Genomic DNA, 26,273 nt, shown 5'->3' with positions numbered 1-26,273 from the left:
AATTCAGACTGACTTATTTTAGATTATGAGATGGCTCTATCAGAAAAATTTATAAATTCACGGTATGAAAATTACGGGCAGAAATTTAGGCATCCTGTTGTTGCTGTTGTCAGCAGGCATGCAGGCACAGCAGATTGAACATGCAGAAACCTTAAAACCTTTTACGGAAAAGCTGAAGCAGAATAAAGTTTCCCAGATTTTGTTGATGGGAGATTCTCATATCCAGGCAGACTGGCTTACTTCTTACCTGAGAAAAAAGTTCCAGGACCAGTATGGAAATGCAGGCCGCGGAATGGTTTTTCCTTATACGGTGGCCAATACAAATGGGTCAGATGATTTCACTTCAGCCAGTAACCGCACGTGGGAAACCTTCAGGCTGGTTCATGAGCAGAAGCTGTTTTCGCAGATCGGAGCCGGTGGTTTTGTGATCGGGAACAAAGAGAATTCTTTACTGGAAATAAGTTTTAAAAATCCTCAGGATGCTTTTGATAAGGTGGTCATTTACCATGATGCACAGATGAACGGCAGCGAAATAACGTTATATAAGGAAACACAGCCTCTTAAAAATTTCATTGATAAAAAGAAAGAAACACTGAATCATACCGCTACTTACGGGGAAACATTCCATGAGATTGTTTCAAAATACAACAGTACCACCACCAGGCTGAGACAGCTAAACGGAGCCCGGATCTTACATCCCGTTGAAGGAGCAAGCTATAAAACAGAAAGGAATTACCTGGTCTATAATGCTGATTTTGAAAACCAGATTGAACCGGTTGCCAGTAAGAAACTGACAGGATTCAAAACAGAGATTAAAGTAAAAGAGCCGCAGCAGGTATTTTTAATGCGTTCCGATAATCCTGCCGGAAATATATTCTACGGATTTCAGTTTTTAAGAAATGTTGAAAAAGGGGTTGTGTTCAATACAGTAGGGGTGAACGGCGCCACGTATGCAGATTTTCTGAAGTATCCGCTTCAGGTACAGCAGCTGGTTACCCTGCAGCCTGATATCCTGATTATTGCCCTGGGAACCAATGAAGCTTTTGCTCCGGTAAGCAAAGAAGAATTTCAATATGCCGTTACAGAACTCATCACGAAATTCCGTAAAGAAAATGCTGCGCTTCCGGTATTGCTGGTTTCCCCGCCGGACAATATACCGAAACAGTCGCGTGTCCCGGAAATCGTAAGCTGGCTCAGGGAAAGTGCCGTACAGAACAATGCTGCATTCTTTGATCTTTATCAGGCCAGCGGCGGAAAAGGCTCCTTTAAAAAGGCACAGATGAAAAAAGAAGCTGCTTCAGACGGCGTACATTTTGTAAAGCCCGGTTATGAAAACCAAGCCGAACTTATCTGGAAGGCATTTTCTGAAATTACTCAATAACTTAAAAACCCATTAAAACTGAAGGTAAATAGGGAGCACCTGTTCTGCAGACTTGAAATAACCATACACCAGCAGGAATGCAAAAAAGATAACGATATATACAATTAAAGGGATGCTCCCTCTCTTTGAAATAAACTTTTCGGCTGCATTTTCAGGAATAAGGTGGATGGCCATGGCTAAAACGATCATGCCCAGTACTTCTTTATAGTTATCATAAAACGGAGCAAAAGCGCTGGCGTCAAAATTATAAAATATCTGTTTCAGCATGGAAATCGCAACATCAAAGTTTTCTGCTCTGAAGAAAATCCATCCGAAGCATACAAAATGAAAGGTAACCACGCCCATAACAATCTTATAGACTATATTATTGTTAAAGCCTGAAAATGCTTTTCCTGTGGTAAGCATCCAGATCTTGTGAATTCCCAGACCGATTCCGTGGATGGCTCCCCAGATAATAAAATTCCAGCTGGCTCCATGCCAGAATCCGCCTAAAAGCATGGTGGTAAGGAGATTGAAGTTAGCGGCAATCCCTTTTGAGTTTTTGGTAATCACGGCCGGAAGTATAAAGATAACCAGCATCAGCAGGGTAATCAGTCCCGCATACAAAGGAGCAAGTTTGAATAATCCGACGGAAGTAAAGTATGTTCCGCACAGGAATGCTAACACAAAAATAACGGATGCCAGCGAAAATTTCCGGTTTCCTCCCAACGGAATATACAGGTAATCTTTAAGCCATGAAGACAGGGAAATGTGCCATCTCCTCCAGAACTCCGTGATGTTTTTACTCTGATAAGGCGACATAAAATTCGCAGGGATTTTTACCCCGAGCCAAAGCGCAATACCAATGGCAATGTCACTGTACCCACTGAAATCACAATAGATCACCATGGCATAACCATACACGGCAAACAGGTTCTCCAGACCCACATGAAGGGAAGGGTTATCAAAGATATAATTGACAAGGTTCAGCGTAATATAATCGGAGATAATCAGCTTTTTAATCAGTCCCGAAATAATCAGATAAAATCCCATGGCAAAATCTTTTTCCGAGAGGAAATAAGGCTGATTGATCTGCGGCACGAAATCATGCGCCCGTACAATCGGACCCATCATCAGCTTCGGAAAAAAAGAAAGGAACAGCAGGTAATCCGTAAATTTCTTTGCCGGCTTGAAATCTCCCCGGTATACATCAATGGTATAACTTAAATTTTCAAAGGTAAAGAACGATATACCGATAGGCAGAAGGATATTCAGCGGATGGATTTCCGCACTGGAAAACTCATTATAAAGCGTAATAAAAAAGTTGGTATACTTATAATAGAATAAAAGGCCGAGATTAAAAATAATGCTCAGGACCAGGAGTGCTGTTTTCCTTGCTTTCTGCGGACTTTTATATATGCCGTTGGAAATTATATAATTAACAATGGCAGAGACAATGACGAGCCCTACAAACCATCCGCTTGCTTTATAGAAAAAATACAGCGAGAAAAACGTAAAAACGTACCTTCTTGCCGTGAAGTTATTTCTTAGCAGATAGAAAAGAATAATAAACAGCGTAAAAAAGTATACAAAAAATCCGTTATTGAACAGCAGGGGATTTTTACTGTCATAGACAAACTGATGCAGAAATGCTTTCCAGTCAAATGTCGAAAATAATGCCTCTACGTGGTTCATTGTGCAGATCTTTTTTTAGCAGTATAAATTTTATAATCTTTCATCATGGCGTGGTACAGCTTTTCTGCAAGGATATCGGTTCCTCTCCCGTTGGGATGTACGTAATCTTTATTGGCGAGGGGAGGCTCTTTCTGGGCCCATGCCACAATAGAATTTTCGCCGCCCATGGTTTCAAACAGGTTAAAGAATGACAGGTTATTGTCGTAAGCCATTTTTGCCTGGGTTTCCACGAGATTGCGAACGCCTTTTGCACTCTGAAATTCACCGTTGTACCGGAATGCCCGGTCTGCCGTGCTCACCATAAGGATATCGGTTTCAGGAAATGCATTTTTAAATTTCACCAGGGTAGGCGTCATGACTTTTACATAATAAGAATAGTCCGTATCATCCGGCCGGAACAGCAGGTTCACACCATACTGCATCACAATAAGGTCATAATGGTTCTGTGCCTGGACGGCTTTCAGAAAATGCTCATCTATTTTTTTAAATTCTACCCCCGTGATCCCGCGGAAAGAAAAATTATCTACAATAATCCCGTTGTCAGATTCAAAGCTCACTCCGTAGTAAGGCACTGAAGGCGTATTGCTTTTCAGGGAATATGACCTTACCGTGTCATTCGCAAGCAGCTGCCTGTTCACAGTCTGGGTCGCATTAAGCAGAATGTTGGCTCCGTTATAATTTACAGAAGCATTTCCCGGTGACTGTCCGAAAATTAAAAATTTATTGGTCTTGGTACCGCTGATCAGGGTTTTATCTGTAAAATGGCTGTTTCCCGTTCCGCTGAAGCTGAAGCCGGAAACATACATATTCTTAGCGCCTTTCTCCATGAAATTAACGGTTTTCCATCCGGCAGCTTTTATTTCTGCAGATTCCCGTACCGGCGCCACTTTGCTCTGAACAGGCAGGTAGCCTACACCGGCTCCTCCGAATTCACCCTGCAGCAGCTTCCGCAGTTTACGGGTAAGAAGGTCGCCTTCAATCATGCTGTCTCCAAAATAAGCGATCCTTATCTTTCCTTTTTTTGTTTTTTTCAGTTCAGCCAGTTTTTCTGAAAAGTGCATCAGTGTGGTAATGCTGTCTCCTTTCGTAAAGTCGGTAATGAGGTCAGGCTTTTTATATAATTCGAAATCTTTTGCACGGTTACCCCTTTTGGAAGAGTTTTCCAAACTGTCATTAGCCAGTGCACCGTCATTTAATTTTTCAGGGTGTATGATTTCTGATAGCAGATTTACATTCTGTAAAGGTTTCCATTCAACATTAAAAACATACATGAGGACCGATGAAAACAGGTAAATGACAAAGCACAGGGAGAGTAAAACCATTACTCTCCAATTTCTGTTTGGATTCATAAAACGTAAGGAAATTTGTCCGGCTAATTTAATCAGATAAATCAGTCTTTACAATATAAATGTGAAAAAAAATAAGCTCCGTTTTACGGAGCTTGGAAATTATAAATTCTGTTGATTTTACAGGCTTGAAAGGCTGTATTTGGTGATGATAAGATTAATTCTTCTCATCCATTCCTTCGGGCGGGTAGAGTAGCCTGCGGATGCAATGGCCTTTACCCATCTGGAGAAATCACCGCTTCCTTTTAAAGCTGAATAATAGTCTTTTTTTACGACTAACTTACAAAATGCCTCGTAGCATTCTCTCACCGAAGAAAAACTTCTGTATCGTGACTGAGGATTGTTTTTGCCTACAATACCGAAATGGTTATTATAGGTTACGGAGTTTTTACTGGTACCTCCGCCGGACTCAACGAATGCTATGGAAAGAATAATTGAAACCGGAATACCGTATTTCAAGGAAAGCTCAGATGCGATTGCTTTATTTCTTTCTAAGTAGGTATGGGTTTGTGCGTTACCGACAATAGAAATTAAACTAAACACTAAACTCAAAATTACAATTCTTAAGTACTTAACATTGTGTTTCATAATTGTATGTTCTGAAATCATGAGGGCAAATTTACCCTTACCTGACTTAAGAGCCTAATTTTTAACACAATATAACGCTATATGAAGGTATTACAGTATATATGAGTTAAAATATGTTAAAAATTTGGAATTGCCATATTAATTATATTTTAAATATTTGTTACAAAAAAACAGCTGTAAGAAGGTCCTACAGCTGTTTTTACTATTATTTTAATAATCGGTTACATTTGCTTGTACTCGATGTTCATTTCTTTTTCCATTTCCTTATACTGTCCGGAAATAAGCTTTTCACGGATGCCTTCAAAGGCTTCCAGCGTTTCGTTAATTTCTGAATCGGTATGTGAAGCGGTAGGAATTAATCTTAACAGGATCATTCCCTTAGGAATTACCGGATAGACCACAACGGATGTAAAGACTCCGTAATTCTCTCTTAAATCTTTTGCTAAAAGGGTAGCTTCAATGGTAGTTCCTTCAATGAAAACAGGCGTTACACAGGTGTTTGTATTCCCAAGGTTAAAGCCTCTTTCCTTCAGTCCGTTCTGAAGCTTGTTTACATTTTCCCACAATTTATCTTTGATTTCCGGACGTGTTCTTAAAAGTTCAAGCCTCTTTAAACCTCCGATTACCATTGGCATGGTTAAAGATTTGGCAAAAATCTGAGAACGCAGGTTGTATTTTAAGAACCTGATGATCGTCTGATCTCCCGCAAGGAATGCTCCGAAACCGGCCATTGATTTGGCGAAAGTAGAAAAATAAACATCAATCTGATCCTGGCAGCCCTGTTCTTCACCTGCTCCGGCTCCCGTTTTTCCAAGAGTTCCGAAACCGTGTGCATCATCAACTAAAAGCCTGAAGTTAAATTTTGACTTCAGCTCACAGATCTCCTTCAGTTTTCCCTGCATACCGCGCATCCCGAAAACACCTTCCGTAATAACCAGGATTCCGCCTCCGTTTTCTTCAGCTACTTTGGTGGCACGTGCGAGGTTTTTCTCCAAGCTTGCAATATCGTTATGTTTGAATGTAAAACTTTTACCCATGTGAAGACGTACGCCGTCTACAATACAGGCATGGGAATCTGCATCATAAACAATGACATCATGTCTTGTTACCAGAGCATCAATTGCAGAAACCATTCCCTGATATCCGAAGTTCAGCAGATAAGCCGCTTCTTTCTGGGTAAACTCTGCCAGTTCTTTTTCCAGTTGCTGGTGCTGCTGGGTTTCACCTGACATCGCTCTTGCACCCATCGGGTAAAACATCCCGAATTCTGCGGCAGCTTTGGCATCAGCTTCCAGTACTTCCGGATGGTTGCAAAGTCCTAAATAATCGTTTGCACTCCAGAAAATTACATCTTTCCCCTGAAACTTCATTCTCGGACCGATCGGCCCTTCCAGTTTAGGAAAAACAAAATATCCTTCAGCATAATCTGCAAATTGCCCAAGAGGTCCCGGGTTTTGTTTTATTCTGTCAAAAATATCCAACATTGTATTACTGTTTTTTAAGTAAAAAAGCCTTTTGTAATTACAAAAAAGGCTTTATTTGTATAAATTCTTTATTCCTTATTTATTTGATGAATTCCGTTTTAAAAACTTCATCATAATTGTGAACGCAGTTGTTAACGAATCCCTGCTCGGCCATCCATTTATCACTGTATACCTTTGTAATATACCTGGATCCGTGGTCTGGATAAATTAATACCACGAGGTCATTTGCGGTAAGCTCGTGAGACTGTGCATACTGGATCAGCCCCTGAGTGACAGCGCCTGTTGTATATCCGCCCATAATAGCCTCCTTCAAAGCAATTTCACGGGTTCTGTACGCTGACATTTCATCATTTACCCTCACAAATTCATCTACTTTATCGAAGAGAAGGGCAGAAGGGATCAGGTTTTTTCCCATGCCTTCAATCTGGTAAGGGTGTACATCTTCCTTATGAATTTCTCCGGTCTCGTGATAGCTTTTTAAGATAGAACCGTCTGCATCAACACCGATGATTTTAATACCGGGATTTTTCTCCTTTAAGAACTTGGCAGATCCGGATAATGTTCCTCCGGTTCCGGTACATGCGAAAAGATGAGTAATCTTACCTTGTGTCTGTTCCCAGATCTCCGGACCCGTGGTCTGGTAATGTGCATCAATATTCAGTTCATTGAAATACTGATTGATATAAATAGAGTTCGGGGTTTCCAGAGCTATTCTTTTGGCTACCTCATAATATGATCTGGGATCATTGGCCGGAACATTTGCGGGGCAGATATAGACGGTAGCTCCCAGAGCCTTAAGATAGGCAATTTTTTCAGGCTTCGTTTTGTCGCTTACGGCAAGGATGCATTTATATCCTTTGATAATGCAGACCATTGCAATTGAAAATCCTGTGTTTCCTGAAGTAGTTTCTACCACTACGGAATCTTCTTTTAATAAACCTTTTCTCTCAGCGTTTTCTATGATATGAAATGCGATTCTGTCTTTAGTGGAATGTCCAGGATTATATGATTCTAACTTGGCATAAACGGTTGCAGGAATATCTTTCGTCACAGTGTTAAGCTTTACCATAGGCGTGTTTCCTATTAGGCCAAGTATATTATCGTAAACATTACTCATTATTTGTTATTTTTCCAATAAAAATCTGTCGGCAAAAATACAAAAAAATAAATTTATTTCTAAACTTTTGTTTGATTTCTGATGTTTAAAAGAATAAATTTATTTTTCAAGCTTTCTCTCCAAAAATCAAACTTCTCAAAAAACGAGCCAAAACCTTTAAATTTTGTTAAAACCCGTGTAAAATCATATAAAAGCCTTATTTTCGCGTAATTGATTTAAAACTATGAAAAATTGGACTTTCAGGCAGTGGAACACCGTTCTCGGATGGGTGATTTTCGCCATTGCATTTATCACATACTTGTCCACCATAGAACCCAATTTCAGTTTTTGGGATTGTGGCGAGTATATTTCCTCAGCAGTAAAACTTGAAGTAACGCACGCCCCCGGTGCTGCATTATTCCAGATTGTGGGTGCTGTGGCAGCCATTTTTGCTTTAGGAAAAGGCGAAAATTATTCTATTGTGATCAACGGGATGTCTGCGCTGTTCAGTGCTTTCACCATCCTGTTCCTGTTCTGGACGATTACACATCTTGTAAGAAGGCTTCTTCATAAGGATTTTGAAGATGTTACAAAGCATCAGGAAATTTCTATCCTGTTTGCAGGGGTTGTAGGAGCGCTATGTTTCACTTTTTCAGACACCTTCTGGTTTTCCGCCGTGGAAGGGGAAGTGTATTCAATGGCATCAATGTTCATTGCATTGCTGGTATGGCTGATTACCAAATGGGAAAATGAACACCAGGCTGCGGACAGCGAGCGATGGATTATTTTGATTTTCTTTATTTTAGGACTTTCTGTAGGGGTGCACATGATGTGTATGCTGGCAATCCCTGCCGTATGCTTTATATATTACGCCAGAAAATATGAATTCACGTGGAAGAATTTTATTCTTGCCAATGTCATCACGCTGGCTATTCTGGCCATCGTCTTCAAAGGGATTTTCCCTCTGATCATGACGTTGTTCGGGAAGCTTGAGATTTTCTTTGTGAACGGATTAGGCCTGCCTTTCCATTCCGGAACCATTGTAGGGTTTATTTTAATGGTGGCGCTGTGTTATTTCCTGATCAACTATTCACAAAAGCTTAAGAAGAACCTGTATCAGACGATTGCTTTATCTGTCGTGTTCATGATGATCGGGTTTTCCTGCTGGATGGTAATCCCTATCAGGGCCAATGCCAATCCACCGATGAACCTTAATGACCCGGATAACGCCATCGGGATGCTGGATTATTATAACCGTGAGCAGTACGGCGACTGGCCTACCATTTACGGGCAGAACTATACGGCTTTCCTTACATCAGGCGGAATTGAGAAAAAAGAAGACGGAAGTTTCAATACCATAAAAACAGGGGAAACATACGAAAAAGACGAAAAGACGGGAACCTATAGAAAAACCGGCGACCGTTTTAAATATGTTTTCAATAAAGACCATGTAGGTTTTATGCCGAGGATGTTCAATGAAGATAAAGACGTGATGTCTAATTATATTTCAATGTACGGCGCACCGGATTTTTCATTTAACTATGCCAATGAAGATGTTGCCAACAGCCCTGAAGCCAAGCAGATTTTCGACGAGCTAAGGCAGAAATATGAAAACAAAACCATTACGGCTTCCGATTATTTAAAGGTGAAACCGTATAATTTAATTACCATCCAGAAGCCTTCCCTGGCACAGAACCTGGACTATTTCATTACTTTCCAGAACGGGTATTACTTCTTAAGATACCTGATGTGGAACTACGTAGGCCGCCAGAATGACCTTGAAGGGAATATGGAAAGCACAAGAGGGAACTGGATTTCCGGAATTCCTTTTATTGATAATAGCATTGTAGGAAATCAGGACAAGATGCCTGCGAAATTCAAGAATGAAAGTACGGTAAAATTCTTCTTCTTGCCATTGCTATTGGGATTAATCGGGTTCTTTTTCCAGCTGAACAGGGATTTCGGAAGATTCTACGCCATGCTTTCTATCTTTATACTGATGAGTGTGGGAATTGTTTTCTACACGGGTGTAAAACCTTTTGAACCGAGAGAAAGAGATTATGCCATGGTAGGATCGTTCTACGTTTTTGCCATCTGGATCGGATTGGGAGCGGGTGCTATTCTCTGGCTGTTAAAGTCAAAAGTAAAATCCAATGCTGCCAATATCGTGGCCGGTGTGGTTTTACTGGGGGTTCCTTTCTTAATGGGATTCCAGAATTACAATGTTCACGACAGGCATGACCGGTATACTTCTTACGATTACGGGTATTCCGTATTGAAATCGCTGCCTAAAAACGACATTTTGTTTGTATACGGTGATAATGATACCTATCCGGTATGGGCAATCCAGGAAACCGAACAGTTCAGAGATGATGTAAAAGTAGTTAACTTTACACTGGCTTCAACACCTTGGAATATTGATCAGATCAAGAGAAGGACCTACAACGCAGCTCCGGTTCCGGGTGTTCTGACCCATGAAGATTACAGGGACGGTGTGAACGACCAGATCTATATGATGAAAAAGGATGACTGGGAAGGGCTGTTCTCCATGCTGAAAGAACAGGGAGCTCCGGAAACGGAATTTGCCGAGTTCAGGAAATACCTTACTCAGGATTCAATGACTATGAAGGAAGCAATCAGCTTTCTTAAATATACTTCTCCTGCGAAAAACGAACTTCTTAAAATGTATTTCGGGGAAGAGAAATATGAGAAATACAATATTTTACCTGTGAATAAATTCATTTTACCGGTAAACAAGGCAAATGCATTACAGGCAGGCATCATCAATCAGGCAGATCTTGCCAATACGGTGAACCAGATCATGATTACGTATAAATCCAATACCTTATACAAGAATAACCTGATCATGCTGGATATCCTGGCCAATTTCGACTGGAAAAAGCCGATCAACTTCTCTTCGGGAGGAATCTATGACAGTGAAAATATTTTCTACCTTGACGAATATCTTCAGTTTGACGGATTCAGCTACAGGCTGATCCCGATCCACACGCCGCAGACGCCGGACGGAGAAATGGGAAGGGTAGATGCCAATTCTTTATACAACGTGGTGAAAAACTACAGATGGGGTAACTTCAAGGATCTGGATACTCATTTTGATGAGACTGCAACGTCCAACATTATGAGCTACAGGGCATCGGCCAGCAGGGCTGCAGCAGCTTTATCGGCAATCGGCCAGAAAGGGAAAGCCCTTGAGATGCTGGACCTCGCTTCAAAAGAAATCCCGGCACAGAAATACAATGATCCGCGTTCCTTAAGTTCAATGGCGTATGGATATATTGTTTCAGGACAGGAAGCCAAAGGGCTGAAGCTTGCAGAAGTTCTTAAAAAAGGAATTTTTGAGGAATATGATTATTACATGAGCTTAAGCAAAGCAGACCAAAGTTATCTGAGAAGACAGATCAGGACCAAGCCGATGGAATATTCCCTGGTGGTTTCTGCCGTTACCGATGCATACACAAAAATCGGGAAGAAAGATAAAGCATACGATTATCTGGTAAAATCCATAGAACCGATCGATAAGAAATTCAACACATTCGTTGAAAACCTTAAAGAAATGGGCAAAGAAAAAGCGATGAACGAATCTGAACAGGTTCAGAAGATCACACCGTTCTACCAGTATCTGTTTGATATTATGGAACCTTTTGATTCTACTTATTCGAAAGAAAAGGAAAATCAGATCACCACCTCCATTATCAAAGCAACCCAATAATAACAAAACTTAAAACGGAACTTCGGTTCCGTTTTTTTATTTATTGTGCCTCAGAAATTTTAAGGTTATATTTGCTGAATCAAAGAAGCACAATGACAGACATAAAAAGTAAAAGAATCCCGTGGTATGCTGTATTGTTTACAGTTGTTTTCAAGCTTTTATTTTTACTCACCCACTATATCCAGGAAGATGCATTCATCACCTGGAGAGTAGCCCAGAACCTTTTGGATTACGGAGTTATCGGTTTTAACGGGCCGGTAAAAATTTCCGCATCCACAACGCATTTCTATGTTTTTGTTTCGTGGTTTTTTACTGTGGCTTTCGGGAAAGAATACTTCATTGCGCCGCTTCTTATTTTTAATTCTATCCTTTTCACAATCGGGAGCCTGTTTCTTTCCCATCTGCTGCTCAAAAATGCCTGGCATAAAGCGCTGTTCATATTTTTAATCGGGATTTTACCGCCTGCCATTAAAATTTCTATCCTGGGAATGGAATACGGAATCCTTTTCTTCCTGGAAATGGCACTCCTGTATTACGGCTTTCACAAAGGCAAAAAATGGGCATTTATTGTTCTGCCGGTACTGATTTTATTTACCCGCATCGATACCGTTATTTTCCTGGGAATTGTGTTCTTAACGGATCTTTTATGGACGAGAAAGATCAGATGGAATTATATTTTAGGAGGAATCCTTGGAATTTCCGTTACCCTGGCCTTCAACTGGTTTTATTTCGGTGAAGTGGTCAACAATACCATTATTGCGAAGAAGCTTGCTTACGATAAAGCCTTTACATGGGAACAGAATGTAGGCTATTTTACATCAAATTTCGGGAACTTCTGGGGAATGCTGAAGCTTCCGGGAGATTTTAATCCGCTGACCATTGTACTGCTGATTTTCGAGGTATTGTGCTTCATCTATTTAATCCGCCAGAAAGAAAAGAGGAATTACTTCCTTTGGATGATCTTTATTTTCGGATGGGTAAAACAGCTTGTTTTCCTTTCACAGAAAAGCCTTTTCGACTGGTATTACTGGGTTCCGCAGATTCTTCTGTTTGTTCCGGTTCTGATTTTCGTAATGGAACAGAAGGTAAAAAGAAACCTCTGGCTTGCGGCACTGATTATAATTTACATCATTCCTATGCTGGCCTTCCAGACAGTCCATTCCATAGCTACCGGAAACGGGGAATGGAACTACAGAAGAACCATCGGATTGTTCCTGAATACCTATGAAAAGGATAAAAACCAGTGGATTTTTCTTGAGCCTGCCGGTTACGTGCCTTATTTTTCCGGATTAAAAGCAATTGATGAAGTAGGGTTGGTTGATAAAGAAGTTCAGCAGGAAATAATTAAAGACAAACCGAATTTCCGGATCAATACGATTAAAAAGAGACAGCCGAAATACCTTCTTTCCTATGATGATTTGTATACAGGAAAAGACGCTGAATATTTCAGGCTTCATTATAAATTATTAAAAGAGTTCCGTGTGAAAGATCACTTGAAAAGCAATAATAAAATCCTTGAGAAAATCTATATTTTAAAACCTTCCGGAACAGATTATAATTTATACGAAAGAGTTGATTAAAAGATTAATAAATGTATTTTCCCTAATCCCTAATCCCTAATCCCTAATCCTAACTATGAAATACTGTGCTTTTCTTCGTGGCATCAATGTAAAAGGGACCAATATGAAAATGGCGGAAGCCTGCGAGGTTTTTAAAAATGCAGGAATGGAGGACGCAGTTTCTGTACTTGCTTCAGGAAATATTGTTTTTTCATCTGATCAACAGGCAGCAGATCTGAAAATTATCCTTGAAAAAGCCGTTTCTGAACATTTTTCCTATGAAGCATTTTTATTCATACAATCACAACCGGAGACGGAAGCGATATGGAATGCCAACCCCTTCGAAAAAAATGAAAATCTGCATTCGTATGCGTTCATCGGAAATGCAGGCGTGGATGATATTCTGATGTCAGAATTTCAGAAAGCCTTGAAAACCGAGCATGAAGAGGCAAAAATTATAAACGGCACGTTCTACTGGCAGGTCCCGAAAGGGAATACTTTAGATTCGACATTCGGGAAAATTTTAGGCAGGAAAAACCTGAAAGACCAGTTCACCAGCCGGAATATCAATACGTTTGAGAAGATTGTAAAGAAATTTTAATGCTGACGGGCTTAATTTTCATTCTGTTCATGTTTGCTCTGGGTAATTTCTTTTATCTTGTTTTCCCTGAACATTCAAACTTAGTGAAAAGACTTTCTGTCAGTGTGGTTTCCATAATTCTTCTCACAATATTTTATTGCTTAACAGAAGGAGGCAATTCTATTTTGGAAGGGATCATAACGGTTGGAGGGTATTTTCTGTTCAATTTTTTCGCTCATTTACTTTTAATAAAAGTATTTAAAGTAGAAAACTATTACCTTTATCTGGTTCTGTTTTTTATATTTTTTATAATCATTACCATTTTTTATACTGCGCTGATGCAGGATGTCTTTAATTACAGTTAGCAATAAATAATTTCGGATTCTGAAGTTTTCTCATTACTTTTACTGAACTTTTTTAATAAAAATAAAAATGATTCAGTATTTAGATAATATCCATCACAAAGACTCAAAAAACTTTTTTCTCATTGCCGGTCCATGCATCATAGAAGGCGAAGATATGGCCTTGAAAATTGCCGAAAAAGTTGTGGAACTCACCAACAAATACAACATCCCGTATATCTTCAAAGGAAGCTTTAAAAAGGCAAACAGAAGCAGGGTAGATTCCTTTACAACCATTGGTGAAGAAAAATCCCTGGAGATCCTTAAAAAAGTGGGCGAGACTTTTAACATCCCGACCACTACGGATATTCATGAAAATGAACATGCAGCACTGGCAGCGCAGTATGTAGACGTATTGCAGATCCCTGCATTCCTTGTTCGTCAGACTGATCTTCTGGTAGCCGCAGCACAGACAGGAAAATGTGTCTCTCTGAAAAAAGGACAGTTCCTTTCTCCGGAATCCATGAAATTTGCCGTTCAGAAGATTACGGATTCCGATAATCAGAAAGTGGCGATTATTGAAAGGGGAAACTCTTTTGGCTATACCGATCTGATTGTTGATTACCGCGGAATTCCTACCATGAGAGACTATGCGCCTGTCATTCTGGACGTAACCCATTCTTTACAGCAGCCTAACCAGAGTTCCGGGGTAACCGGAGGAAGGCCGGAGCTTATAGAAACCGTTGCCAAGGCTGGTATTGCCGTAGGGGCAGACGGAATTTTCATTGAAACGCATCCTACCCCTGAAACCGCTTTGTCAGACGGAGCCAATATGCTGAGACTGGATCGCCTGGAAGACCTCTTGCAGAAATTAACAAGAGTAAGGGAAGCCATTTTGTAACTCTTTATTAAATTCAGACTTATTTAAGTTGAATAAATATGAAGTCCTTTCCACAAAGGATTTCATGTATTTTGATATTCAGGTTTTAAATGTTAAAGAAAGTTTAAATAAGTTAAAATAAATTGTATATATTCACGTTTGAAATTTTAAAACATTTCTTTTGAAAAAACTAGTTTTACCACTGAGCCTTTTGGTTCCTGCCTTATTATTTTCCCAGAACAGAAAAAAGGATACCATGAGAACTTCTGCTATTGAAGAAGTTGTTTTCCAGAAAAAGGTAACCGGAAGGACCACCGATCTTACTACCGTAAAAATTTCGGCGAAAGATGCCCAGAACGTAGCGAGTATTTCCGGAGGTATTGAAGGAATTATTAAAACACTGCCTTCCGTAAACTCCAATACCGAGCTTTCTTCGCAATACATGGTGCGTGGCGGAAACTACGATGAAAACCTGATCTACATCAATGATATTGAAATTTACAGGCCTTTCCTGATCAGGAATTCCCAGCAGGAAGGATTAAGCATCATTAATCCTGATATGGTATCAACCGTAAATTTCTCAGCCGGAGGTTTTGAACCGAGATACGGCGATAAAATGTCTTCAGCCTTAAATATTTACTACCGTGAGCCTGAAAAATTTGAACTTTCCGGGGAAGGAAGTCTGATAGGCGGAAGGCTTACTGCCGGATTCGCATCCGGAAAAGACAGTGAAGACAATAAAAAATTTACTGCTTTATTTTCAGGAAGATACAGGAATACAAACCTTGTTCTCAATACTTTAAAAGAAGATACCGATTTTAATCCGAAATACATGGATTTCCAGACGTATCTCAATTACCACTTCAGCCCGAAATTCAATATTTCATTCATCGGATATTATTCCAAGAATGATTACGAAATGATCCCTAAAGAAAGGGAAGTCGATTTCGGAAGCCTCCAGCAGCCGCTTAAGCTTAATGTAGCCTACGCAGGAAGGGAAGACGACAAGTATAAAAATATGATGGGAACGGTTTCCATGAACTATAAACCGTCCGATAAATGGAGATTTACCCTTGATGCTTTTTCCTACCAGAACCGTGAAAGAGAGTATTATTCTATTGCATCAGCCTATGTTTTACAGACTTTTGATCCTGTTACGGGCGAGCCTGTAACTTCATACGATGCAGGCGGGCAGATTGAGCATGCAAGAAACGACCTGTTCGTAAAAACATACGGTGCCCAGTTCAGGACCCGTTTTTCGCCAAACGTCAATACCGATATCGAAGTAGGGTTTAAATATGAAAAAGAAAACCTTAAAGACCTTACCAATGAATGGAAGCTGGTAGATTCTGCCGGATACAGCCTTCCGCACGAAGAATTTATTGATCCGCGGAATGCCGGAGACCTGAAGCTGATGTATAACATTGCAGGGAGAAACCATATTCAGCCAACGCGTTTTTCTGCATATGCCCAGTATTCCCAGAAGTTTTTCTGGGGCAGCAACAAAGTATTTTTAAACGCAGGCACCAGGGTTGCCCACTGGAGCTTTAATAATGAAACCATTTTCTCGCCAAGAGCCCAGTTTGCCATCAAACCCGACTGGGATACCGATATGCTGTTCAGGCTTTCGGGAGGTGTTTATTACCAGGCTCCTTTTTATAAGGAAATCAAGGATTTAGAAGGTAATTTTAATGCTGATATCAAATCACAGCGTTCCATCCAGGCTATTCTGGCGAATGACTATGAATTTTATTTCGATGACAGGCCGTTCAAGCTGACAACAGAACTCTACTACAAGAAAATGAATGACCTGATTCCGTATTACATGGATAATGTAAGGATCCGTTACACCGGGAAAAACAATGCTTCAGGATATGCATACGGAATTGATACCCGTCTGTTCGGGGAATTTGTACCGGGTGTTGACTCCTGGTTATCGGCCAGTTATGCAAGGGTATTCGAAAATATTGACAATAAAGGCGATATCCCGAGACCGACAGACCAGAGGCTGAGATTTGCCATGTTCTATCAGGATTATATGCCGAAGTTCCCGTCCATGAGGGTAAACCTGACGTTGGTATATGCCATGGGGCTTCCTACAGGTGCTCCGGTGCTTACTGATCCGTATCAGTACCAGAGAACGCTGCCTTCTTATAAAAGAGTTGATATCGGGCTTTCAAAAGTATTTATTGACCGAAAGGAAAATGCAAAAACATACGGTTTCTGGGGTAATTTTGAAGAGCTGACTTTGGGAGTTCAGGTTTTCAATGCTTTCAATATCAGGAATACAGTGGCCAATCAATGGATTTCCGATGCAAACACAAATTTAATGTATCCGGTTCCGGTACGTCTGACTGGCAGGTTTTTTAATGTAAAGCTTGAATTTAAAATTAAATAAAAGCCACTTCACACAATAGATTTAGAAAAGCTGAACATTCTCAATATCCATCTGTGAAATCTGTGGGACATAAGATTAAGATAAAAACCTCGTGAAAAGTTCACGAGGTTTTTATTTTTTCTGAATTCTATAAAAGGAATCCATAATTTTATAAGATATATACCACATATATTTTTAACTTTGCCTGAGTGAAAAAGATTCTTGCCATATTGTTTTCTGTATTCTACTTCGGATTTTCGTCCGGAGCGGTATTCAGCGTTCATTATTGCATGGACAAAATTGCCTCTGTCAGTCAGAAAACGGATGATCTCTGCAGTAAATGTGGAGTTAAAACCAAAGAAGACTGCTGCAAAACCGTAATCAAGGTCATAAAAACAGATGATTCACAGAAATCAGACTTTCTTAAAATCGACTTTTTAAAACAGATTCAGAAAGTCGAGGAGGATCACGGATTCTTATTTACTGACCGGTCTTTTTCAGCTACAAAATTTACCCGGATTCAGATCAACGCGCCTCCGGAACGCCGGCCGGTCCCGATCTTCATCCATCATTGTAATTTCAGAATTTAGAATTCATCAGCCGTTTGATTTTATGCTCATTACGGACGACACAGCCTGTCGCATTATGCGATAATTTTTAATCTCTTTATTAAAATTCTATTTATTCTAAAATTTAAAACAATGAAAAAATATATCATTACAGCAGCATTTTCTTTATTCTCTGTTATTTCAGTTGTGGCACAATCTAAAAAAGACGCACAGGTTTCCAAACTGTATCAGAATTATATCGCCATAAAATCTGCACTGGCTTCTGATGATGCAGACAAAACATCCAAAGCAGCCACAGAGTTTATCAAAACAGCTTCTGCCGTTGATTATAAAATAATTTCTGAAGGTAATCTTACAACCCTTAAAAAAGAGGCCACCCTGATTTCTGATGCCCGGAACATCGCAGCGCAGAGGGAAACATTCTTTAATCTTTCCGATCATATGATTGCGCTGACAAAAGAATTTAAGCTGTCCGAAAAGCCTGTTTATATCCAGTACTGCCCGATGGCAGACGGAAGCTGGCTGAGCAGTGAAAAACAGATTGCAAACCCTTACTACGGAAAATCTATGCTTACCTGCGGCAATGTAAAGTCTACGGTTAATTAATTTTCTTCAAATAACAAGCTGTATCGTCTGAATTAACTTCAATTCGGACGGTACCGTTTTAAAAAATCGGAATATTATGAAAAAAATAATAGTATTTCTGATGTTTTTATGCTCTGTTTTCATCTTTTCCCAGAATACAAAAACAATATTTACCTGTCCGATGCATTCTGAAATCGTTTCCGCAAAAGCAGGAGACTGCCCAAAATGCGGAATGGATCTGGTGGAAAAAACAGTTGTGACCAAACCGGAAGCTGCTGCGCAGATAAACCCGGGACAGAAAACAGAAATAAAACCGGAAATTAAAAATAAACCAGAACCTAAAGCTGAATCTCAAAGTCCTGTGCTAAAGAGAAGTTCTGCAAACGGGAAAATTACTTTTGGCGGGAAAAAGGTACGCTATGATTTATACGTAAAAGACACGATTGTGAATTTTACGGGCAAAAACCGCAGGGCAATTGCTGTTAACGGCAGATTACAGGCCCCGACTTTATATTTTACGGAAGGCGATACCGCGGAAATCTATCTTCACAACATGCTGAAAGAAAACACGGGATTCCACTGGCATGGCGTGGTGCTGCCGAATGAACAGGATGGCGTTCCCTATCTTACAACAAAACCTGTAAAGCCGGGGGAAACACATTTGTATACATTTAAAATTTCACAAAACGGAACCTATTGGTACCACTCCCATGAAAGCCTGCAGGAGCAGATCGGGATGAACGGGATTCTGGTGTTCAATAAAAGAGAAGCAGAACCAAAAGAAAATTATGCCCGGGAAATCCCTGTATTGCTGGGAGACTGGAGTGATGATGATCCGATGCAGATTGCAAGAAGGCTCCACATGGCCAATACGGACTGGTATGCGATTAAGAAAAATGCAGTTCAGAGTTACTGGGAAGCTATAAAATCAGGGAATTTCGGGACAAAAACGCTGAATGAGTGGAAAAGGATGGAAGCCATGGATGTAAGCGATGTGTATTATGACAAGTTTCTCATCAACGGACAGCCGAGTTCCGTCTATGCTGATTTAAAGGCAGGAGATAAAGTCCGGTTAAGGGTGGCAAACGGCGGCTCTTCCACCTATTTCTGGCTGAATTTCGGCGGCGGGAAAATCAAAGTGGTAGCCAATGACGGAAATGATGTGGTTCCTGTGGAAGTTGACCGTTTAATTGTAGGCGTTTCTGAAACCTATGATATTGAAGTTACCATTCCTGAGGATAAAAGCTTTGAATTCCGTGCTACTTCTGAAGACCGGATCGGTCATGCTTCGCTCTGGCTAGGCTCAGGCGAAAAAATAACAGTTCCGGATCTGCCCAGCTTAAAGCTGTTTGAAGGCATGAAAATGATGAACGGAATGATGGAAATGAGCGGAAATATGAAGCCGATGAACATGACAATGGGCAACCAGATGATGGATATGAATGAAGTAATGTATCCTGAACTTCCTGCAAGCCAGCGGAAGATGACAATGGATCACATGAATGAAATGATGGGCATCAAAAAGAAAGAAACCGGAGAAGAAGACCACCCAGATCATTCGGGGACGGATATGAAGGAAGAAAAGCCACTGAAAAGACTATCTTACAATATGCTGAAGTCTTCTGAAAAAACAGTTCTCCCTACGGAAAATGTCCGGGAAATAAAGTTTACGCTGGAAGGAAACATGAACCATTACCTGTGGACTTTAGACAATAAAACGGTTACGGAAACCGATAAAATCCTGGTTAAAAAAGGCGAAATCCTCAGGATTACGATGTATAATAATTCGATGATGCGCCATCCGATGCATCTCCACGGCCATGATTTCAGGCTAATCAATTCAAAAGGGGAATATTCGCCACTGAAAAATGTAGTTGACATCATGCCGATGGAAACGGATACCATTGAGTTTGCGGCTAACCAGGACGGCGACTGGTTTTTCCACTGCCATATTTTATACCACATGATGGCGGGTATGGGAAGGGTTTTCAGTTATGAAAATTCCAAACCGAATCCACAGCTTCCGGATAAGAAATTAGCCTGGAAAAGCTTCCTGAAAGACAACCGGATGGTCAGCTCCATGGCAATGCTGGATATCAACAGCAATAAGCTCCATGCAGAAACCATGACGATGTTCGGGCCGAGATGGGCCGGCTTAAATGAGTTTCACTCGAATTGGGACTTCAATCATTTCGACGGAAATTTCAAGGTCGGAAGGTTTTTAGGAAAATTTCAGTGGGCTTTGCCTTATGCGGGATTCAGGATTCAAAAAAATCATGAAATGATGGAAAGGCAGATGGCGGAAAAGGAGGGCATGGATTTCCATGGTAGGAAAACATGGTTCGGACAGCAAAAGGCTTCTGCGACAAAGGCGGCTTTTACCGTTGGGGTGCAGTATCTTTTACCGATGCTGATTACGGCCGATGCCAGTGTAGATCATAATGGTAAGTTGATATTGGAATTCAGCAGAGAAGATATTCCGCTTTCCAGGAGACTGCGAGGGAATTTCAGTGTGAATTCTGACGGAGAATTCAATACCGGATTGCGGTATATCGTGCAGAAATATTTATCCGTTTCCGGAAATTATGACAATGAAATGGGATGGGGAGCCGGAATTACTTTAATGTATTAAATCAAAAGGAACTCAGCTTAGGGTTCCTTTTATTTTTTCTGTTTTTTTAGATGGGTTTGCTGTGACTGTTTACCGTTCCAGTTTTATCACTTGCTCCACCAGTCTTTTATTGATGCTTTCAGGGACAGATCTCATCAGGAAGTTCCGTAAAAAGGTGGCTTTTTCCCATTGTGAAAACTTGCCGATATGCCAGCTGGTACTGATGACCTGATCCACTTTTTTTCTCCTTATTTCTTGGAATTCCCTGAAAACAGAATTGAAATCCTTGTTGTTTTCCAGAAGTTTACCGATGATATAGGCATCTTCAATGGCCTGACAGGCTCCCTGTCCCATATTCGGAGTGGTGGCATGGGCAGCATCGCCAATCAGACAAAGGTGATCCGCGTACCATTTCGGAATAGGAGCGAGATCAGTAAGGTCAGTTAGAATGGTGTGTTCCGGCAGAGTAGCTTCAATCAGCTGTAAAACCAAAGGATGGAAGCCGTTAAAATGTTCTGCTACGGTATGGGAATGTTTATATATGCTGTTATTGACTACCGCATACCAGTATACTTTATGGCCCGACATCTGCACAAAACCGAAGCGTTTCCCTTTTTCCCACATTTCAAAAGCTTCATGTTCATATTGTTCAGGCAGGGTGAAATCTGCCCATCCGCGCCAGCATTTTTGCTTTGCATCCCTGATCTGTCCGGTTTTCAGGATCTGGTGCCGGATTTTTGAATGTATTCCGTCGGCACCAAAAACAACGGGACTTACCACACGGTTTCCGTTATTAAAATTCAGCGTATAGTGTTCCTGCCGTTCGATTGACTGCAGAGCATGCCCCAGCTTTATCCTTTCAAAACCAATTTCTTCTGCCAGGATTTTCTGCAGTTCTGCCCTGTGGATGGCCACGTTACAGGAGTTGTATTTCTTTTCAAGGGCAAGGACATCAGTTTTGGAAATAAGCTTTAAATTTTCATCTGTTATCGAAATGGCGTGAATTTTATTCCCTGCATTTTCAATTTTTTCTTTCAATCCCAGTTTATCGAATACCTGCATTGCGTTTACAGCCATCATAATGCCGGCTCCTACAGGCCTGATTTCCGGTGCCGATTCATAGACCGTAAAATTAATATCCAGCTGTTTGAGGACATTCCCAAGCGTAAGCCCGCCGATTCCCGCCCCGATAATTGAGATTGAATCCATTATTTTAAATTTTTCAATTCGTTTAATAACTGGTTTTGCTTATTAATGAAATTTTCTAAACTATCTGTTTCCAGAGGATGGGTCTCCTGATACTTTTCGATTTCAGGAAGCGTTTTTTTAATTTTATAGATGTCATAAAAAGAATTAAGTTGTATGGCATTGAAATTTACCTGAATTTTTAATGCATTCAGTTTATTGATTTTAACATCGTATTTTTCTGAACTGTTTTTTAAAAGATTTAAAACTTCTTTCTGTAAAGCAGAATCCATGATGTTTTTCGTCCTTATCTCTGCATCAGCGTAATAGTTTTCAGATGATCTTATAACATCATCATACAGATCCTCCATTACTTCACTGTCATTCCGCAAAGATAGAAACCTTTTGTGGAGACCTTTAAGACGTTCATCATCTTTAATTTTTTCCATGTAGATCGCATCAATTATGGCTTTGGATTTGCTCATCCGTTTTATAGAAAAGCCTGATTCTGTATTTTCAACAGCCTGTTCAACCATATCATGATCAGCCGTTTTATTTTCCTGACATGAAATAATGAATAAGAACAGCGTAGAGGTGATGAATATTTTTTTCATGGTTACTGAATATTATAATTGTTTAAAGGTGTTAACAGGTCTCCCGGACTTATGGTATAACGCAAATCAGGATAAATAAAATCCAATGTCCTGTTTTCCTGACCCCTGAGTTGAAAAAATGCTGATTCCTGTTCCTGATCAGCTAATTTAAATAATTCTCCGGTAGAAAAATAAGGCAGATGATCTTTAAACCTGATCAATGTTTTTGACGTTCGGAACGTGATTCCCAACCATCTGTTTTCTTCGGTTGTTTTTGAACCACAACCCGAACTGAGAATAATTTTATGCTGGAATTTCCTGTTGGTTTCAATTGAAAACAGAATAACGGAATTATGATCAAGTATCATTTCAGATTCTTCATTTGTAATTTTATCTTTGATAACCAGTTTTCTAAGATGCGATTCTTTGATTTCATCAGGGTTTTCATAGCATGAAAAAAGTGCGATAAAAGAATCATTATCCAAATCCAGCGCCTGGTCAGAATGAAAATTCATTTTAGAATACGCAGAATGATAAACTTCAATTAGAGCATTATTAAAATTTTGTATAGGGATATCAGGAAGATCCGCTGAGACCTTTGTATTAATCATCGCAACAAGCTGGTTATGAATGTCTGAAAATGCATTGGCCGGAACAGAATATTTTGTCGTTGTCCTGACCACGGGAATTTCCTCATTAACAATCTTTACAAGATGATTCCCCATTCTCCCTTTTCCAGCAGGTTCAAACGTTGCAGAGTTTAACAGATCATTGAAGATGTTCTTTTCTAAAGGAAGCTTTATTTGATAAAATGCAGAATGGCTCATTTAAAAAATAGGTTTTTTGTAATCTCCCGAATTCATACTGAAATGTGTTTTTTTATATTCAATCATTTTTTCAGTCATATTTTCTTCATAATAAGAACTCCGCAGTTCTTCCTGCATTTCAATGGTCATTTCCTCAAGTTTAACATAACTGCCGTTGTCTTTGATATAAGTCTGGTTGTCGGTATACATCGCTTCAAGGTTTGAGCAACGGACTACATATCCCATTCTGACCGGAATTTGATCAACACCTAAAACAGAAGGGCGTATTTCATGTGTATACAATCTGTTGGTAGAAAGCGGGATAATAAATGCGGAATTCGGATATAAAGTAACACTGAAGTCTTTTTCCAGAGAATCATCGTCCACTGTTTTTTTCAGTTTAAAATAAAGTCTTGCCAATGCACCGGTCTGTTTGTAGCATAGGTCGAACCTGTCAGTTTCTGAGGGTTTTAACAGCTCTTTATTGGAATCATCATAGAACGTGCAGAATGCAATAAGCCCTTCTTTAGGCATATCCTTTGTCTTGTCCGAATGGGCTTTTATTTTAGCTTTTACTTCTTTTTCCGAGTCAGTGCCCTTCTTCTTATTTTCGTAAATCTGTACCAACGCATGATTGAGCCTGGTTTCATATTCAAAAGTTCTTTCAGCACATTCATTCAGCTGGTTGATAATTTTCAGATCTGCTGTACGGAAATTATCTGTGGGTCCTGTAAGGTTGCTCGAACATCGCAAAAGATTAAAATGAAAGCTTTCATTTCCGTTTTCAGCTGTTTCTTTTGTGATCTCACTCAGATAAATTCCTTTTCTTAAAGCCTTTGATGCTTTATTTGACTCCGTAAGTTCCTGAAAATCATGCTCGGATTTGATGGTGTTGAAATTATCTTCATCAGCGAACAGTTTTCTGTAATAAACGCCGGCATTGCTGACGATAATCGGTACTTCTCCCAGGCTTACAATTTTTGGATTTCCGGACCTGTAATTTTCATAATTAACCGAGAATTCTTTTATAATGTTTATGAGAAGAGCAGATTCTCTAAGTATGCTGATATTTCCGCAAACATAAATATTTTTATTATTTAAGTTACTATCAGCATCATAAAAAACAGATCCACAGAAATTATCAATTAAATACTGCAGTTCTGAGTTGATTTCCTGCTGGTCTTTTAAAACGATAAGGACATTTTTATCTTTAGAAATCTTATTTTCACTGGGTAGAATATTCATTGTATTGCGTCAAATTATTAAAATGGGAATATAGTTTAAAAATTTATCTTGATTCGTTTAAATAATGTTGCAAATCAAAATTTTTATTTTTAAAATTTAAACTTACTTTCATACTTCCATCCGAATTTCTTATTTCAAGCCGGTCATTAACCTTAATTTTTGAATCATATGAATATTTATAAAAGATACCTGGAAAAAATTCTTTACTTTTTGTTAATTGTAAAACCGCTTTGTTGAATGTGAGAATAAAAATTTCATTATCTAAAAAGACAATATCAGAATTTGAATACCTGATTTTTGATCCTAACTGGGAATCCTTCTACTTCTGTTTCAACCTTTTTAGTCAACGTGTATTGCCTGTTTCTAATAGAATTGAAAAAAGATTTACATTTATATTTTAAGTAAAAGTATAGAGTAAGATGTACAGAAATAAAAAGTAAGAGTAAGCTTCCGGTAAAAAAATACAGTTCATTCATTTAATAACAAATATAAAAAAACGGAGCCTGAAAAATCAAGCTCCGCCTATACATTATTTCGTTAAAATTACTTACCTAAATAAGATTTTAAAATCTTACTTCTGGTATTGTGTTTCAATCTCTTAATTGCTTTTTCTTTAATCTGGCGGACTCTCTCTCTTGTAAGATCAAAAGTTTCACCGATTTCTTCCAGTGTCATCGGATGTTTTCCGTTCAGTCCGAAATACAATCTTACCAGGTCAGCTTCTCTCGGCGTTAAAGTATTTAATGCTCTTTCAATTTCAATCTGAAGAGATTCAAGCATCAGGTCCTTATCCGGGCTCGGAGATTCTCCGGAACGCAATACATCATAAAGGTTAGAATCTTCACCTTCTACCAAAGGCGCATCCATAGACAAATGTCTTCCGGAGTTTTTCATAGATTCTTTGATGTCTTCCTCACTCATGTCAAGAACTTCAGCCAGCTCTTCCGGGGAAGGCGGTCTTTCATTTTCCTGCTCAAGGTGGGCATACGCTTTATTGATCTTATTGATAGAACCGATCTTGTTCAACGGCAACCTTACAATTCTCGACTGTTCTGCCAAAGCCTGTAAAATCGACTGACGAATCCACCAAACCGCATAAGAGATAAATTTGAAACCTCTAGTTTCATCATACCTTTTTGCCGCCTTCATCAGTCCTAAATTACCTTCATTAATTAAATCCGGTAAAGAAAGACCCTGATTTTGATACTGCTTGGATACGGATACAACGAAACGGAGGTTGGCTTTGATCAGCTTTTCAAGTGCTGCTCTGTCCCCGGCACGGATTCTCTGTGCCAAATCTACCTCTTCGTCCGCAGTAATCAGTTCCACTTTACCAATTTCCTGCAAATACTTGTCTAATGAAGCAGTTTCCCTGTTGGTTACCTGCTTAGTGATTTTTAATTGTCTCATCTATTTTATCCTCAAAAAGAGTTTCTACTATATTATACGTCTGAAGAAACAAAAAGGTTACACGTGTCAGAATAATTTACATTTAATTAAATTGAAATCAGAAAATTAGTTGTAAATTATCGCTCCCATCAATGTACCCCGGAATTACCTTCCGCTGTTTCTGAAAGATTTGAAAAAATCGTACCGTGGAATCCTGTTTAACATATTTTAGCGTAAAAATTTTCAATATATTT

At 39.5% G+C, this 26,273-nt stretch carries 19 protein-coding genes; 9 read left to right on the top strand and 10 right to left on the bottom strand.

All coding sequences use genetic code 11. The annotated features are described in order from the left end of the window. Positions 1-64 precede the first annotated feature (64 nt). Positions 65-1,381 carry a GDSL-type esterase/lipase family protein gene (locus tag ASE55_RS05895; protein ID WP_056216572.1) on the top strand — a complete coding sequence of 439 codons (1,317 nt, stop codon included), beginning with the start codon at positions 65-67 and terminating at the stop codon, positions 1,379-1,381. 12 nt (positions 1,382-1,393) lie between these two features. Here ASE55_RS05895 and ASE55_RS05890 read toward each other — a convergent pair whose 3' ends face one another. The 5 genes from ASE55_RS05890 to ASE55_RS05870 form a co-directional block, all read right to left on the bottom strand. Further along, positions 1,394-3,055 (bottom strand): MBOAT family O-acyltransferase, encoded by a 1,662-nt coding sequence (locus ASE55_RS05890; RefSeq protein WP_056216570.1) that lies wholly within the window; start codon positions 3,053-3,055, stop codon positions 1,394-1,396. Next, positions 3,052-4,404 (bottom strand): hypothetical protein, encoded by a 1,353-nt coding sequence (locus ASE55_RS05885; protein ID WP_056216568.1) that lies wholly within the window; start codon positions 4,402-4,404, stop codon positions 3,052-3,054. The genes ASE55_RS05890 and ASE55_RS05885 overlap by 4 nt, the downstream gene beginning before the upstream one ends. Positions 4,405-4,521: 117 nt before the next feature. Beyond that, the gene (locus ASE55_RS05880) at positions 4,522-4,944 is read right to left on the bottom strand and encodes a glucosaminidase domain-containing protein (RefSeq protein ID WP_238585002.1); all 423 of its coding nucleotides are present in this window, start codon (positions 4,942-4,944) and stop codon (positions 4,522-4,524) included. Positions 4,945-5,210: 266 nt separating this feature from the next. Next, entirely contained in the window at positions 5,211-6,473 is a 1,263-nt protein-coding gene (locus ASE55_RS05875; protein ID WP_056216566.1) for an aminotransferase class I/II-fold pyridoxal phosphate-dependent enzyme, read from the bottom strand. 79 nt (positions 6,474-6,552) lie between these two features. After that, positions 6,553-7,590, bottom strand: a complete 1,038-nt coding sequence (locus ASE55_RS05870) for a PLP-dependent cysteine synthase family protein (protein WP_056216564.1) — start codon at positions 7,588-7,590, stop codon at positions 6,553-6,555. Positions 7,591-7,813: 223 nt separating this feature from the next. On the opposite strand from ASE55_RS05870, the gene ASE55_RS05865 reads away from it, so the two are divergent. The 8 genes from ASE55_RS05865 (at position 7,814) to ASE55_RS05825 (ending at position 20,822) form a co-directional block, all read left to right on the top strand. Next, on the top strand, positions 7,814-11,299 hold the full coding sequence (locus ASE55_RS05865) for a DUF2723 domain-containing protein (RefSeq protein WP_056216562.1): 3,486 nt from the start codon (positions 7,814-7,816) through the stop codon (positions 11,297-11,299). Between the two features lie 92 nt (positions 11,300-11,391). Then, the gene (locus ASE55_RS05860; protein WP_056216560.1) at positions 11,392-12,879 is read left to right on the top strand and encodes a hypothetical protein; all 1,488 of its coding nucleotides are present in this window, start codon (positions 11,392-11,394) and stop codon (positions 12,877-12,879) included. Between the two features lie 55 nt (positions 12,880-12,934). Beyond that, positions 12,935-13,459, top strand: a complete 525-nt coding sequence (locus tag ASE55_RS05855; protein ID WP_056216558.1) for a DUF1697 domain-containing protein — start codon at positions 12,935-12,937, stop codon at positions 13,457-13,459. 411 nt (positions 13,460-13,870) lie between these two features. After that, entirely contained in the window at positions 13,871-14,680 is an 810-nt protein-coding gene (kdsA, locus tag ASE55_RS05845; protein WP_056216555.1) for a 3-deoxy-8-phosphooctulonate synthase, read from the top strand. A 235-nt stretch (positions 14,681-14,915) separates the two neighbouring features. Next, positions 14,916-17,057: a TonB-dependent receptor plug domain-containing protein gene (locus tag ASE55_RS05840; RefSeq protein WP_410493004.1), complete on the top strand. Its 2,142-nt coding sequence runs from the start codon at positions 14,916-14,918 to the stop codon at positions 17,055-17,057. Positions 17,058-17,245: 188 nt separating this feature from the next. Continuing rightward, the gene (locus ASE55_RS05835; protein WP_056216551.1) at positions 17,246-17,626 is read left to right on the top strand and encodes an HYC_CC_PP family protein; all 381 of its coding nucleotides are present in this window, start codon (positions 17,246-17,248) and stop codon (positions 17,624-17,626) included. A 111-nt stretch (positions 17,627-17,737) separates the two neighbouring features. After that, entirely contained in the window at positions 17,738-18,211 is a 474-nt protein-coding gene (locus ASE55_RS05830; protein WP_056216549.1) for a DUF3347 domain-containing protein, read from the top strand. 76 nt (positions 18,212-18,287) lie between these two features. Beyond that, positions 18,288-20,822 (top strand): multicopper oxidase domain-containing protein, encoded by a 2,535-nt coding sequence (locus ASE55_RS05825; RefSeq protein WP_056216547.1) that lies wholly within the window; start codon positions 18,288-18,290, stop codon positions 20,820-20,822. Between the two features lie 69 nt (positions 20,823-20,891). Here ASE55_RS05825 and ASE55_RS05820 read toward each other — a convergent pair whose 3' ends face one another. From ASE55_RS05820 to ASE55_RS05800, 5 genes are all read right to left on the bottom strand, one after another. Next, entirely contained in the window at positions 20,892-22,010 is a 1,119-nt protein-coding gene (locus ASE55_RS05820; protein WP_056216545.1) for an FAD-dependent monooxygenase, read from the bottom strand. Then, positions 22,010-22,600, bottom strand: coding sequence for a hypothetical protein (locus ASE55_RS05815; RefSeq protein ID WP_056216543.1), 591 nt, complete (start codon positions 22,598-22,600; stop codon positions 22,010-22,012). Before ASE55_RS05815 ends, ASE55_RS05820 begins: the two co-directional genes overlap by 1 nt. 2 nt (positions 22,601-22,602) lie before the next feature. Continuing rightward, positions 22,603-23,406 (bottom strand): hypothetical protein, encoded by an 804-nt coding sequence (locus ASE55_RS05810; protein WP_056216541.1) that lies wholly within the window; start codon positions 23,404-23,406, stop codon positions 22,603-22,605. Beyond that, positions 23,407-24,630 carry a hypothetical protein gene (locus tag ASE55_RS05805; RefSeq protein WP_056216540.1) on the bottom strand — a complete coding sequence of 408 codons (1,224 nt, stop codon included), beginning with the start codon at positions 24,628-24,630 and terminating at the stop codon, positions 23,407-23,409. It abuts the gene before it with no gap. A 543-nt stretch (positions 24,631-25,173) separates the two neighbouring features. Beyond that, positions 25,174-26,040, bottom strand: a complete 867-nt coding sequence (locus ASE55_RS05800) for an RNA polymerase sigma factor RpoD/SigA (RefSeq protein ID WP_027385416.1) — start codon at positions 26,038-26,040, stop codon at positions 25,174-25,176. Positions 26,041-26,273 lie beyond the last annotated feature (233 nt).

This window comes from Chryseobacterium sp. Leaf201 (assembly GCF_001421435.1).
Classification (GTDB): domain Bacteria; phylum Bacteroidota; class Bacteroidia; order Flavobacteriales; family Weeksellaceae; genus Chryseobacterium.
Note: the sequence above shows the minus strand (reverse complement) of the source record. Positions and strands in the feature narration are given on the sequence as shown.

Bases quoted from the DNA above. Each gene is read 5' to 3' on its own strand.
- ASE55_RS05895 (WP_056216572.1), top strand. From the start codon at position 65: ATGAAAATTACGGGCAGAAATTTAGGCATCCTGTTGTTGCTGTTGTCA.
- ASE55_RS05890 (WP_056216570.1), bottom strand. From the start codon at position 3,055: ATGAACCACGTAGAGGCATTATTTTCGACATTTGACTGGAAAGCATTT.
- ASE55_RS05885 (WP_056216568.1), bottom strand. From the start codon at position 4,404: ATGAATCCAAACAGAAATTGGAGAGTAATGGTTTTACTCTCCCTGTGC.
- ASE55_RS05875 (WP_056216566.1), bottom strand. From the start codon at position 6,473: ATGTTGGATATTTTTGACAGAATAAAACAAAACCCGGGACCTCTTGGG.
- ASE55_RS05870 (WP_056216564.1), bottom strand. From the start codon at position 7,590: ATGAGTAATGTTTACGATAATATACTTGGCCTAATAGGAAACACGCCT.
- ASE55_RS05865 (WP_056216562.1), top strand. From the start codon at position 7,814: ATGAAAAATTGGACTTTCAGGCAGTGGAACACCGTTCTCGGATGGGTG.
- ASE55_RS05860 (WP_056216560.1), top strand. From the start codon at position 11,392: ATGACAGACATAAAAAGTAAAAGAATCCCGTGGTATGCTGTATTGTTT.
- ASE55_RS05855 (WP_056216558.1), top strand. From the start codon at position 12,935: ATGAAATACTGTGCTTTTCTTCGTGGCATCAATGTAAAAGGGACCAAT.
- kdsA (WP_056216555.1), top strand. From the start codon at position 13,871: ATGATTCAGTATTTAGATAATATCCATCACAAAGACTCAAAAAACTTT.
- ASE55_RS05840 (WP_410493004.1), top strand. From the start codon at position 14,916: ATGAGAACTTCTGCTATTGAAGAAGTTGTTTTCCAGAAAAAGGTAACC.
- ASE55_RS05830 (WP_056216549.1), top strand. From the start codon at position 17,738: ATGAAAAAATATATCATTACAGCAGCATTTTCTTTATTCTCTGTTATT.
- ASE55_RS05825 (WP_056216547.1), top strand. From the start codon at position 18,288: ATGAAAAAAATAATAGTATTTCTGATGTTTTTATGCTCTGTTTTCATC.
- ASE55_RS05820 (WP_056216545.1), bottom strand. From the start codon at position 22,010: ATGGATTCAATCTCAATTATCGGGGCGGGAATCGGCGGGCTTACGCTT.
- ASE55_RS05815 (WP_056216543.1), bottom strand. From the start codon at position 22,600: ATGAAAAAAATATTCATCACCTCTACGCTGTTCTTATTCATTATTTCA.
- ASE55_RS05810 (WP_056216541.1), bottom strand. From the start codon at position 23,406: ATGAGCCATTCTGCATTTTATCAAATAAAGCTTCCTTTAGAAAAGAAC.
- ASE55_RS05805 (WP_056216540.1), bottom strand. From the start codon at position 24,630: ATGAATATTCTACCCAGTGAAAATAAGATTTCTAAAGATAAAAATGTC.
- ASE55_RS05800 (WP_027385416.1), bottom strand. From the start codon at position 26,040: ATGAGACAATTAAAAATCACTAAGCAGGTAACCAACAGGGAAACTGCT.